Raw genomic sequence first — 13607 nt, 5'->3', positions numbered from 1 at the left:
CGGGTGAGTCACGATCCGGACCCGATTGCCGTAACGCCGCGCGCGGCGATCAGCGTGTCCCGTCTGCCTACCCTTCAGACTCCCCCCGGATCAGGGCGAGCACGCCATCCAGCTCATCAGGCTTCACAAGAACGTCACGGGCCTTCGAACCCTCACTCGGTCCGACGATGTTCCGGGACTCCATCAAATCCATCAGCCGGCCGGCCTTGGCGAAGCCGACGCGCAGCTTGCGCTGGAGCATGGACGTCGACCCGAACTGCGTGGAGACGACCAGTTCGGCCGCCTGGCACAACAGGTCGAGGTCGTCGCCGATGTCCTCGTCGATCTCCTTCTTCTGCTTGGTGCCCACGACGACGTCGTCCCGGAAGACGGGCGTCATCTGGTCCTTGCAGTGCCGGACGACGCCCGCGATCTCCTCCTCGGTGACGAACGCGCCCTGCATGCGGGTGGGCTTGTTGGCCCCCATGGGCAGGAACAGCCCGTCGCCCTTGCCGATGAGCTTCTCGGCGCCCGGCTGGTCGAGGATGACCCGCGAGTCGGCCAGCGAGGACGTGGCGAACGCCAGCCGCGACGGCACGTTCGCCTTGATCAGGCCGGTGACGACATCCACCGAAGGCCGCTGCGTGGCGAGCACCAGGTGGATGCCGGCCGCGCGCGCGAGCTGCGTGATGCGCACGATCGCGTCCTCGACGTCGCGCGGCGCGACCATCATCAGGTCGGCGAGCTCGTCGACGATGACCAGCAGGTACGGGTACGGCTGGAGCTCGCGTTCGCTCCCCTCGGGCGGCTTGGCCTTGCCCTCGCGCACAGCCTTGTTGAAGTCGTCGATGTGCCGGTAGCCGTAGGCGGCCAGATCGTCGTAACGCAGGTCCATCTCGCGTACGACCCACTGGAGCGCCTCGGCGGCCCGCTTGGGGTTGGTGATGATCGGTGTGATCAGGTGCGGGATGCCCTCGTACGCCGTCAGTTCGACCCGCTTGGGGTCGACGAGGATCATCCGCACGTCCTCGGGGGTCGCCCGCATCATGATCGAGGTGATCAGGCAGTTGATGCAGGACGACTTGCCGGAGCCGGTGGCGCCGGCGACCAGCATGTGCGGCATCTTCGCCAGCGAGTGCATGACGTAGCCGCCCTCGACGTCCTTGCCGAAGGCGACCAGCATCGGGTCGTCGTCCTCGGCGGACTCCGCCAGACGGAGTACGTCACCGAGGTTGACCATCTCGCGGTCGGTGTTGGGGATCTCGATGCCGACCGCGGACTTGCCGGGGATGGGGCTGATGATCCGCACGTCAGGGCTGGCGACGGCGTAGGCGATGTTCTTGGTCAGCGCGGTGATCCGCTCGACCTTCACGGCCGGGCCGAGCTCGACCTCGTAGCGCGTGACCGTCGGGCCGCGGGTGAAGCCGGTGACACTGGCGTCCACCTTGAACTCGGTGAAGACCGTCGTCAGCGACTCCACGATGAGGTCGTTGGCGGCGCTGCGGGCCTTGCCGGGGCCGCCGCGCTCCAGCAGGTCCAGCGACGGCAGGGAGTACGTGATGTCGCCGGAGAGCTGGAGCTGCTCCGCGCGCGCGGGCAGGTCGCGGGGTTCGGAGGGCGGGGCCTTGGTGAGGTCGCGGACGCCCGCCCTGGGCTTCTGCGGCTCGGGCTCGCCCTGCTCGGGCGGGTTGTCCTTCTTGAGCTTGTCCCGCTGCGGCCGGGCGGCCGGAACGGGCGTCGGCGTGGTCGCCTCCTGGTCCCCCACCCGTACACCCTGGGTGAGGTCGGCGACGACCGGCGAGGGCGGCATGCCGTGCAGCACGGCTCCGTCGAGGGCCGCGGCGGCCGCCGCGGCGACGTCCACGGCGTCCCTGGGCCGGTCCATGTCGGGCTGCGGTACCGCGGAGCGGCGCGGACGGCCTCGGCGCCGCGTGAGCGCCTCCTGCTCAGCGCTGTCGGGGTCGTACGCCTCGGGCGCCGGCGAGCGCCTGCCCCGCGGGCGCGCGGGCAGCGCCTCGCGCCACTGCTCCTCGTAGCGCTCGTCGTCCTCGGCGAAACCGAACTCGTCCTCGGCCGGGTCGCGGACGATCCCGAGACGCACCCCGAGCAGCCGCAGCCGCTGCGGGATGGCGTTGACCGGGGTGGCCGTGACGACCAGCAGCCCGAAGACCGTCAGCAGCACCAGCAGCGGCACGGCGAGCACGTCACCCATGGCGTACGAGAGCGGGGTCGCCACGGCCCAGCCGATGAGGCCTCCGGCGTCCCTTATGGCCTGCATGCCGTCGCCGCGCGCGGGTGAGCCGCACGCGACGTGGACCTGGCCGAGCACGCCGATCACGAGCGCGGACAGGCCGATGACGATGCGTCCGTTCGCCTCGGGCTTCTCCGGGTGGCGGATGAACCGCACGGCGATGACGGCGAGCAGTATCGGCACGAGAAGGTCGAGGCGGCCGAAGGCTCCGGTCACCAGGATCTCGACGAGGTCGCCCACGGGACCCTTGAGATCGGCCCAGGTGCCCGCGGCGACGATCAGCGCGATGCCGAGCAGCAGCAGGGCGACACCGTCCTTGCGGTGGGCCGGGTCGAGGTTCTTGGCGCCCTGCCCTATGCCCCGGAACACCGCGCCGACGGCGTGCGCCACGCCGAGCCAGACGGCGCGCACGAGCCGGTAGATGCCATTGGTGGGACTGGGGGCCGGTCTGGGCGCGACCTTCTTGGCCGCGGCCTTCCTGGCGGGCGCCTTCTTCGCGGGAGCCTTCTTGGCGGCGGCCTTCTTCGCCGGAGCCTTCGCGGCCGCCTTCTTCGCGGGCGGCGGCTTCTTGGCTGCGGAGGGACGTGAGGCCATGGGTGTGAGGTTACCGGGGGAGACGACAAGGGACACGCGTGTCCACGGCTTCACCCGTTCGTGTCGCTTCGGGAGAGGCGCGAAACTGACGCACGGTCACGGCGGGCAATCCCGCCTGCGTCCACGTCAGTTCTGCGAAGACACCGAGGAGGTGCTCCCGGTGCCCGGCTCCAGCGCGTCCAGCGCCCGCCGCAACCCCGTGAGCTTGCGCTCCAGATGAGCCGCCGTGGCCACCGCTGCGGCGTCCGTCGACTCGTCGTTGAGCTGCTTGGTCAGCGCTTCGGCCTGTTCCTCGACGGCCGCGAGCCGTGCGGAGAGCTCCGCGAGCAGCCCGGCCGACTCCTTGGCCTCGCCGCCCGCGTCCTTGCCGTTGCCCTCCAACTGGAGCCGCAGCAGCGACGCCTGCTCCCGCAGCTGGCAGTTCTTCATGTACAGCTCGACGAAGACGGAGACCTTCGCGCGCAGCACCCACGGGTCGAACGGCTTGGAGATGTAGTCCACCGCGCCCGCCGCGTAGCCCCGGAAGGTGTGATGCGGGCCGTGGTTGATCGCCGTGAGGAAGATGATCGGGATGTCCCGGGTCCGCTCACGGCGCTTGATGTGCGCGGCCGTCTCGAAGCCGTCCATGCCCGGCATCTGGACATCCAGCAGGATGACCGCGAAGTCGTCCGTGAGCAGCGCTTTGAGCGCTTCCTCCCCGGACGATGCCCGCACCAGCGTCTGATCGAGCGCAGAGAGGATCGCCTCCAGCGCCAGCAGATTCTCCGGCCGGTCATCGACCAGGAGGATCTTGGCCTTCTGCACCATGGCCCGCCCTCCTCGCCCCGGCTTGGGGCCTCCCCTGTCCGCAGGACCTGCGGCAGCACCGGTGGGTGCCGCCCCAGGGGACGACTCCCTTGCGCCGCCCGTCCTTGTGCCGGTCATCGTAGCCGCACCCCGCCCGTCGCCACACCCTGTCACCGTGATGTCACTGTGCACGTAGCAGAAACGCAGCAGGAGACCAGAAGGTTCCCCAGATCTTGTACTTCTACACGACTATGCGCACACCGAGTCGGCAACTCCGCGTGAACACCGAACCTTCCCGACATGGTCGCGCAACTACCCAACGTTCCCCTCATTCCCCTCGCATCCACTGATCCATCACCGCAAGCAGGTGATCGGGGTCGACCGGCTTCGTCACGTAGTCGGAGGCGCCCGACTCGATCGCCTTCTCCCGGTCACCCTTCATCGCCTTGGCGGTCAGCGCGATGATCGGCAGACCGGCGAACTGCGGCATCCTGCGGATCGCACTGGTCGTGGCGTACCCGTCCATCTCGGGCATCATGATGTCCATCAACACGACCGCCACATCGTCGTGCTGCTCCAGGACCTCGATGCCCTCCCTGCCGTTCTCGGCGTACAGCACGGACAGACCGTGCTGCTCCAGGACGCTGGTCAGGGCGAAGACGTTGCGGATGTCGTCGTCGACGATCAGGACCTTCTGGCCGCCGAACCGAATGCCGCGGTTCGGCCTCGGCGCCGGCTCCTGCTCGGCCGGGGCCCACTGTTCCAGCTGCGCGGGGCGCGGCGGCAGCTCGGGCATCCTGCGGCGCCGCCGGAACAGGGCGGCCGGCCCGTTCTGCGTCTCGCGGTACGACTTCACCTCGGCCGGCGTCTCGACCTCGACGTCCGACAGCTCGGACAGGTCGGTCGTCGACGCCACGAGGTCACCGGCCTCCAGAGAGGGCAGCTGCTGCTGATAGCCCTGGGGCGGCAGTTCACTGGGGTGCAGCGGCAGATACAGCGTGAACGTCGAGCCGCGGCCCGTCTCGCTCTGCGCGTAAATCTCACCGCCGAGCAGCTGCGCGATCTCCCGCGAGATGGACAGCCCGAGGCCCGTACCGCCGTACTTCCGGCTGGTCGTGCCGTCGGCCTGCTTGAACGCCTCGAAGATCACCCGCATCTTGCTGGAGGCGATGCCGATCCCCGTGTCCGTCACGGAGAACGCGATCAACTCGGCCTCCGGATCGGTCAGCGACCCGGTCTCCAGCAGCTGCTCCCGGATCCGCTGCGGCACGTCGTCCCGCGCCGGCCTGATGACCAGCTCCACCGACCCGGAGTCGGTGAACTTCACCGCGTTCGACAGCAGGTTGCGCAGCACCTGCAGCAGCCGCTGCTCGTCGGTGTGCAGCGTCGCGGGCAGCTCCGGCGAGACCCGCACCGACAGATCCAGGCCCTTCTCCGCGGTCAGCGGCCGGAAGGTGGCCTCGACGTAGTCCACGAGCTGGACGAGCGCGATCCGCGTCGGGGAGACGTCCATCTTGCCCGCCTCGACCTTCGACAGGTCGAGGATGTCGTTGATGAGCTGGAGCAGGTCCGAACCGGCCCCGTGGATCGTCTCGGCGAACTCGACCTGCTTCGGGGAGAGGTTCCCCTCGGCGTTGTCGGCGAGCAGCTTGGCCAGGATCAGCAGCGAGTTGAGCGGCGTGCGCAGCTCGTGCGACATGTTCGCCAGGAACTCGCTCTTGTAGCGCATCGACACCGCGAGCTGCTCGGCACGCTCCTCCAGGACCTGCCGCGCCTCCTCGATCTCGGTGTTCTTCACCTCGATGTCGCGGTTCTGCTGGGCCAGCAGCTCGGCCTTCTCCTCCAGTTCGGCGTTGGACGCCTGGAGGGCCTTTTGCCGCTGCTCCAACTCAGCCGAACGCTCGCGCAGTTGCTCGGTCAGCTCCTGCGACTGCGCCAGCAGCAGCTCGGTCTTGGTGTTGACGGAGATGGTGTTGACGCTGGTCGCGATCATCTCGGCGATCTGGTTCAGGAAGTCCTTCTGGATCTGCGTGAACGGCGTGAAGGACGCCAGCTCGATGACCCCGAGCACGCTGCCCTCGAACAGCACCGGCAGCACGATCACCTGCGCGGGCGGCGCCTCGCCGAGCCCCGAGGAGATCTTCAGATAGCCGCTCGGCGCGTTCTCCACGAGGATCGTGCGCTTCTCCTCGGCAGCCGTCCCGACCAGCGCCTCACCGGGCTGGAACGACGTCGGCATGGAGCCCATCGAGTAGCCGTAACTGCCGAGCATGCGCAGCTCGTACTGGTCCTCGTCCGTGGCGCTCATGTCCTCGCCGTCGACGAGGGGCATCGCCACGAAGAACGCCCCGTGCTGCGCGGAGACGACCGGGGTCAGCTCGCTCATGATCAGCGAGGCCACGTCCTCCAGGTCGCGGCGGCCCTGCATCAGCGCGGAGATCCGGGCCAGGTTGCCCTTGAGCCAGTCCTGCTCCTTGTTGGCGATGGTGGTGTCGCGCAGGTTGGCGATCATCTTGTTGATGTAGTCCTGGAGTTCCTGGATCTCCCCGGACGCGTCCACGTCGATCTTCAGGTTCAGATCGCCGCGGGTCACCGCGGTCGCCACGCGCGCGATGGCACGCACCTGCCGGGTCAGGTTCCCGGCCATCTCGTTCACCGACTCGGTCAGGTCCCGCCAGGTGCCGTCCACGTCCCGCACGCGTGCCTGGCCGCCGAGCTGGCCCTCCGTGCCCACCTCGCGGGCCACCCGGGTGACCTCCTCCGCGAAGGACGACAGCTGGTCGACCATCGTGTTGATGGTCGTCTTCAGCTCCAGGATCTCGCCGCGCGCGTCGATGTCGATCTTCTTCGTCAGGTCACCCTTGGCGATGGCCGTGGTCACCATGGCGATGTTGCGCACCTGACCGGTCAGGTTGGACGCCATCTGGTTCACCGACTCGGTGAGGTCCTTCCACGTCCCGGCCACACCGGGTACGTGCGCCTGGCCGCCGAGGATGCCGTCCGTGCCCACCTCACGGGCCACCTTGGTGACCTGCTCGGCGAACGAACTCAGCGTCTTCACCATCGTGTTGATGGTGTCGGCGAGCTGCGCGACCTCACCGCGGGCCTCGATGGTGACCTGCCGCGTCAGGTCACCGTTGGCGACCGCCGCCGAGACCTGGGAGATGTTCCGCACCTGAGTGGTGAGGTTCTTCGCCATCAGGTTGACGTTGTCGCTCAGGTCCTTCCAGATGCCCGTGACACCCGGCACGTGCGCCTGGCCGCCCAGAATGCCCTCGGTGCCCACCTCACGGGCCACCCGGGTCACCTGCTCAGCGAAGGAGGACAGCTGGTCCACCATCGTGTTGACGGTCGTGACCAGCTCGAGGATCTCGCCCTTGGCGTCGACGGTGATCTTCTTCGACAGATCGCCCCGGGCCACCGCGGTCGTGACCTCGGCGATGTTGCGCACCTGGATGGTCAGGTTGTTGGCCATGCCGTTCACCGACTGGGTGAGGTCCTTCCAGGTGCCGGAGACACCCTGCACCTCGGCCTGACCACCCAGGATGCCTTCCGTACCCACCTCACGGGCGACCCTCGTGACCTCTTCGGCGAACGACGACAGCTGGTCCACCATCGTGTTCAGGGTGTTCTTGAGCTCCAGGATCTCCCCGCGCGCGTCCACGGTGATCTTCTGGGACAGGTCACCCCGGGCCACGGCCGTGGCCACCTGGGCGATGTTGCGCACCTGGCCGGTCAGGTTGGACGCCATGCCGTTCACGGAGTCCGTCAGGTCCCGCCACACACCGGCCACACCTGGCACCTGCGCCTGACCGCCCAGCCGGCCGTCCGTACCCACCTCGCGCGCGACCCGGGTCACCTGGTCGGCGAAGGCCGAGAGCTGGTCGACCATCGTGTTGATGGTGTTCTTCAGCTCCAGGATCTCGCCGCGCGCGTCGACGTCGATCTTCTGCGACAGGTCACCCCGGGCCACGGCCGTCGTCACCTGCGCGATGTTGCGCACCTGGGAAGTGAGGTTCCCGGCCATCGAGTTGACGGAGTCGGTGAGCTCCTTCCAGGTGCCCGAGACACCGTCCACCCGGGCCTGCCCGCCCAGGCGGCCCTCCGTGCCCACGTCCCGGGCCATCCGCGTCACCTGATCGGCGAAGCTCGACAGCTGATCCACCATCGTGTTCACGGTGTTCTTCAGCTTGAGCATCTCGCCGGAGACGTCGACGGTCACCTTCTGCGAGAGGTCGCCGTTGGCCACCGCCGTCGTCACCTGGGCGATGTTCCTCACCTGACCGGTGAGGTTCCGGAACGCCGTGTTGACGGAGTCCGTCAGATCCTTCCACGTGCCCGCCGCGCCCGGCACCTGCGCCTGGCCGCCCAGCTCACCCTCGACACCGATCTCCCGCGCCACACGCGTCACTTCGGCACCGAAGGCGGACAGCTGATCCACCATCGTGTTGACGGTGTTCTTCAGCTCCAGCATCTCGCCGGCCACGTCGACCGTGACCTTCTGCGACAGGTCGCCGTTGGCCACCGCCGTCGTCACCGCGGCGATGTCCCGCACCTGAGTGGTCAGATTCCGGAAGACCGTGTTCACCGAATCGGTGAGGTCCTTCCACGTCCCCGCCGCGCCCGGCACGTTCGCCTGACCGCCGAGCTGCCCCTCGGCGCCGACCTCGTTGGCCACGCGGGTGACCTCGTCCGCGAAGATCCGCAGCGTCTCGGTCATCTGGTTGATCGTGTCGGCGAGCTGCGCGACCTCACCGCGCGCCGGCACCGTCACCTTGCGTGACAGATCACCGTTGGCGACCGCCGTCGTCACCTCCGCGATCCCACGGACCTGGGCTGTGAGGTTCCCGGCCATGGTGTTCACCGAATCGGTGAGTTCTTTCCACACACCGGCGACGCCCGGCACCTGCGCCTGGCCGCCCAGCGCGCCCTCGGTGCCCACCTCTCGGGCCACCCGGGTCACCTCGGAGGAGAACGCGGAGAGCTGGTCCACCATCGTGTTGACGGTGTTCTTCAGCTCCAGCATCTCGCCGGCCACCTGGACCGTGACCTTCCGCGACAGGTCACCCTTGGCGACCGCCGTCGTCACCAGCGCGATGTCCCTCACCTGGGCCGTCAGCCGGTACGCCATCGTGTTGACGGAGTCCGTCAGGTCCCGCCACGAACCCGACATGCCCCGCACCCGGGCCTGCCCGCCCAGCTTGCCCTCGGTGCCCACCTCACTGGCCACACGCGTGACCTCGTCGGTGAAGGTCGACAGTTGGTCGACCAGGTTGTTGACGGTCCGTCCGACCTTCAGGAACTCGCCCCGCAGGGGCTGGCTGTTCCCGTCCGGCACCTGGGTCCGCAACTCCATCCGTGGCGACAGGTCACCCTCCGCCACCGCCGACAGCACCCGGCCGACCTCGGAAACCGGCCGTACCAAGTCGTCCACCAGGGCATTCGAGTTGTCGATCGCCGTCGCCCAGGAGCCCTCACAGGCACCCGTCTCCAGCCGCTCGGTGAGCTTGCCCTCGCGGCCCACCATCCGCCGCACCCGCGACAGCTCACCCGTCAGGTGCAGATTACGGTCGGCCACCTCGTTGAAGACCGCCGCGATCTCGGCCATCACGCCGTCGCCCGACACCGTGAGCCGCTTGCGGAAGTTCCCGTCCCGCATCGACACCAGGGCAGCCATCAGCCGGTTCAGGGCCGCCGTGTCCACCTCGGTCGTGCCGCTACGCACCTTGCCCTGGTTGATCGGGGACTGTCCGCCTTTCGCGCGCGTCTTCTTTCCACGCGTCGCTGCGCCAGACTCCACTGTGTCCCTCCCGCAGGGGTCGACCGTCACTGCTGTGCTCGGGTACCACGCTCGCCGTACCAGTTACTACTGCGTATTCTCTGCCCTGCATACCAGGCCGTTTCCACGGGGGCTGCTGCCCACGGTCACCATCGGGCACACAGCCTGCCCGGACCTTCACAGGAAGCTTGCCCAGTGTTTCACCCTGGCCGAACCAGGCCATAACAGTTCGGCAGCTTCGCACATCGTCCGCACACCCTCCGGACGGAAACACTGCAGACCGGCATCCGCATGGACCGCGAAGGTAAGTAACCTTGCATCCGGCTGTCCAGCCGCGCCGGTCCGTCCGGCCTGGGCGGTGGCACGAAGACGAGCGGGCATCGGAGGGGCGGCCGCACACAACATGACCACCGGACTGATCCCCGGGGGACAGCCCCCGGACCCCCGGCCGACGGGCAGCCTGCCGCAGCAGCGGCGCGAGCCGGTCGGACCCGCAGCCCAGCACGTCGAGAACCGGTCGAGGAGTTCTGTGATCACCGCGCGCGCGGCCGCCAGTTTCGAGCCCGTCGGGCGATCGGTCGCGAGCGCCCGCTCCTTCGTCCGCGACACCCTCCAGGGCTGGGGCTTCGCCGACATCGTCGACGACGCCGTCGTTCTCACCAGCGAACTGGTGACCAACGCCGTGGTCCACGCCGGCACCTCCGCCGACGTGCTCTGCCTGCGCAGCGACGACGGCGTACGCATCGAGGTGGCCGACCGGTACCCCGAACGCGAGATCCCCCTGCAGGCCACGGCCATCAACATGGGCAGCCCCGACCGCGAAGGCGGCCGCGGCCTCCAGCTGTGCGCGGCCCTCGCCGGCCGCTGGGGCGTCGAGTACATCCCCACCCACAAGACCGTCTGGTTCCAACTGGATCTGCCCGCGCGCGCGGTGGGCACCCGCGCGGCCGGACCCGCCCTCCCCTCCGACCTCCTCCCCCTCGCCGACGGGCGGGTCCGCGTCGCCGTCATCCAGATCGACCGCACCGGCCACATCACCGCCTGGAACGAGGACGCCGAGGAACTCTTCGGCTACCCGGCCGAGCAGGTCACCGGCAAGCCCCTGACCGACCTCGCCGCCTGGCCCCACACCCCCGGCACCAGCACCGGCATCGCCGAGGCCCTCCGCCTCTCGCGCTGGGAAGGCAGCTACGGCATCCGCGCCACCACCGGCCGCGTCATCCCCGTCTACGCCTCCCACCTGCGCGTCCGCGACACCGGCGGCGAACCGTCAACCGTGTGCCTCCTGGTACGTGACCACGAACGGGCAGTTCTGCAGACGCCCCTGCGCGTCCCCGCCTCCGACACCTCGACGGGTGCCGAGGGCCAGAGCACCGACCCCTTCGAAGTCTTCATCGGCTCCCCCGCCCCGGACGATCTCGACGGCCTTCTCCAGCGCACGGTCGAACGCGCCCGCGACATGCTCGACGGCGACTCGGCGTTCCTCCTGCTGGCCACCGACGACGAGACGGAACTGGAGGTCCGCGCATCCACCGGCCTCCCCTCCGCCCGCCAGCGCTTCGCCCGCGTCCCCGTCGAAGCGGGCCCCGGCCGCTACGGCTCGGCCCGCATGCCCGCCGTCCACGACGACCTGACCGCCGTCCCCGGCGCCGTACCGCTGCTGAACGGCACGGGCATGCGCTCGGTCGTCACGGTCCCGCTGAAGGTCGAGGGCCGCCTCACCGGCTCCCTGGGCGTCGCCGCCGAAGCGCCCGCCAGATACTCCAACGAGGAGGCCCTGCGTCTCCAGTTCGCCGCCGACCGCATCGCCCTCGCCGTCGAATCGGCCCGCCTGGGCGAACTGGAACGCCTGCGCCGCGGCTCCCTCAGCTTCCTCGTCGAAGCGTCCGACCTGCTGGCCGGCACCCTGGACCGCGACCAGACCCTGGCCCTCATGGCCCAGATGACGGTCCCGACCCTCGCCACCTGGTGCGCCGTCTACACGATCGCCGACCAGGCCTCCGAGCCCTACCTCTCCTACGTCCTGCACGAGGACGAGGAGCTCATCGACGGCATCAAGTCCCTGCTGTCGAAAATCCCGCCGCCCGACCCGGTCCCCACCCCGGGCGCCCGCGTGTGGACGACCCCCGGCGAGGTGGCCCACCAGGCGGCCCTGCGCACTTCCATGCGCAGCCTCGGCCTCAGCGGCAGCCCCACCCGCCAGGTCACACCCGGCATCGGCCCGACCCTCGCCACCGCCTCCGCCGTCGGCGGCGAGACCGTCGTCCTTCCCCTGGTCGCCCGCAACCGCGTCATCGGCATGCTGACCCTCGGCAAGCCGACCGACGAACATTTCCGCCAGGAGATCCTGGAACTCGCCGAGGACCTCTCCCGCCGAGCCGCCCTGGCCCTGGACAACGCCCGCCTCTACTCGGAGCGGACGGCCATCAGCCAGTCTCTCCAGCGCAGCCTCCTCCCCCCGGAGCTCCCCGAGATCGACGGCGTCGAGGTCGAGGTCATCTACCGCGCCGCCGGCGAGGGCAACGAGGTCGGCGGCGACTTCTACGACGTCTTCCCCATCCGCGACGGCGCGTACGGCTTCGCCATCGGCGACGTGTGTGGCACGGGCCCGAACGCCGCGGCGGTCACGGGCCTGGCCCGTCACGCCCTGCGTCTGCTGGCCCGCGAGGGCCTCAGCGGCCCGACGGTCCTGGAGCGCCTCAATTCCGCGATCCTCGACGAAGGCGCCCGCAGCCGCTTCCTCACCCTCCTCTACGGCGAGATGCGTCCCCAGGAGGACGGCAGCGCGGAATTGAAGGTGGTCTGCGCCGGACATCCGCTCCCGCTGCGCCTGCGCCAGGACGGCTCGGTCGAACCGGCCGCGGAACCCCAGCCGCTCCTCGGTGTCATCGAGGACCTGGAGCTCTACGAGCAGACCGTCACCCTCGACCCGGGCGATGTCCTCCTGTGCGTCACGGACGGCGTCACCGAACGCCGGGAGGGCGCCCGCATGCTCGGCGACGACGGCCTCGCCGACGTCCTCACCACCTGCACGGGCCTGACGGCCGGCGCGGTCGCGGCGCGCATCATGCGCGCGGTGGAACGCTTCGCGTCGGACGCCCCGTCGGACGACATGGCGATCCTGGCCATGCGCGTCCCGGGCCTTCAGAAGGACTAGGAGAACGCGAAAGGCCCCACCCGTGAGGGTGGGGCCTTTTTGCTGGAGCCCCCAAGCGGAATCGAACCGCTGACCTTCTCCTTACCATGGAGACGCTCTACCGACTGAGCTATAGGGGCCTGTTGCTTGCGAGGTCTCCCCCGCGGCAACGGAATAGATCATACCCCCAACAGACCCGTGCTCCCAACCACGTCAGAAGGCGGGCTGCAAAAGCCCTCCGAGGGCATTGCAGGCGGACACGATGCGTTGCATGTCGCGCTTGGTCAGCGACGCGTCCACGGGCAGCGCCAGCGTCTCGTCGGAGGCCCTTTCGGTCTCCGGCAGCGAAACACACCGCCGGAATTCGGGCAGCCGGTGCACGGGCGTCTTCACCGGCACCCGGCACTCAACTCCCTTGGCCCGCACAGCCCGCGCGAAGGCATCCCGATCGGGTCGCCCATTGCCGGGCACCCGCACGACGTACTGCTGATAGGTGTGCCCGTCACCGTCCTCCGGCGCCCGGACGCCCCTCAACTTCGCGTGGAGATAAGCCGCACGCTCCCTGCGCTGGGCTATCTCGTCGTACGGCGCCTCGGACTCCCCCTGCTCGAGAACGAGCAGTCCGTGCCGCTGTCCGAGCGCGTGCAGCCGCGGGATGTCGGCGAGTCGCCCGAAGCGGTGTACGGCAACCACGGCCGCGGTCCGCGGAGTCACCGCCGCTTCCACAGCAGCGGTGTCGAGGCAGTAGGTGGCGGGGTCTATGTCGGCGAACACCGGAAGAGCCCCGGCCTTGGCCACGGCCTCGGCGACCTCGACGTTCCCGAAGGCCGGCACCACGACCTCGTCACCGAGTCCGACACCGGCGGCCCTGAGCATTGCAGCAGTACCCATGCTGTGGATGCTGCTCGCACAACGTGAACTTGAAGTGACGCGCAACAAAAAAGGGTTGGACCCGAAACCGAAGTTCCGGGTCCAACCCTTTCAATGATTGTTCGGCGGCGTCCTACTCTCCCACAGGGTCCCCCCTGCAGTACCATCGGCGCTGTAAGGCTTAGCTTCCGGGTTCGGAATGTAACCGGGCG

5 protein-coding genes, 1 tRNA gene and 1 rRNA gene are annotated in these 13607 nt (G+C 69.1%); 1 reads left to right on the top strand and 6 read right to left on the bottom strand.

From position 1 onward, the window contains the following. Positions 1–67: 67 nt before the first annotated feature. The 3 genes from ACZ7EG_RS39215 to ACZ7EG_RS39205 form a co-directional block, all read right to left on the bottom strand. A complete protein-coding gene (locus ACZ7EG_RS39215) occupies positions 68–2824 on the bottom strand; it encodes a DNA translocase FtsK (RefSeq protein ID WP_471089546.1) in 2757 nt (918 codons plus the stop codon). 126 nt (positions 2825–2950) lie between these two features. Continuing rightward, entirely contained in the window at positions 2951–3631 is a 681-nt protein-coding gene (locus ACZ7EG_RS39210; protein WP_030853408.1) for a response regulator, read from the bottom strand. Between the two features lie 307 nt (positions 3632–3938). Next, complete coding sequence (locus ACZ7EG_RS39205) at positions 3939–9410, bottom strand: HAMP domain-containing protein (protein ID WP_471089543.1); 5472 nt, start codon at positions 9408–9410, stop codon at positions 3939–3941. 382 nt (positions 9411–9792) lie between these two features. On the opposite strand from ACZ7EG_RS39205, the gene ACZ7EG_RS39200 reads away from it, so the two are divergent. Beyond that, complete coding sequence (locus ACZ7EG_RS39200; RefSeq protein ID WP_471089540.1) at positions 9793–12546, top strand: SpoIIE family protein phosphatase; 2754 nt, start codon at positions 9793–9795, stop codon at positions 12544–12546. Positions 12547–12589: 43 nt separating this feature from the next. On the opposite strand, the gene ACZ7EG_RS39195 is transcribed toward ACZ7EG_RS39200, so the two are convergent. The 3 genes from ACZ7EG_RS39195 to rrf form a co-directional block, all read right to left on the bottom strand. After that, positions 12590–12665 (bottom strand) — tRNA-Thr (locus ACZ7EG_RS39195). 73 nt (positions 12666–12738) lie between these two features. Next, positions 12739–13401 carry a DegT/DnrJ/EryC1/StrS family aminotransferase gene (locus ACZ7EG_RS39190; protein WP_471089601.1) on the bottom strand — a complete coding sequence of 221 codons (663 nt, stop codon included), beginning with the start codon at positions 13399–13401 and terminating at the stop codon, positions 12739–12741. Between the two features lie 114 nt (positions 13402–13515). Then, positions 13516–13607, bottom strand: a 5S ribosomal RNA gene (gene rrf / locus ACZ7EG_RS39185); the annotation flags it as partial.

The organism is Streptomyces sp. NPDC037100, assembly GCF_055606225.1.
The sequence above is the reverse complement of the archived record's forward strand: the minus strand, read 5'-3'. Positions and strand labels throughout refer to the sequence as shown.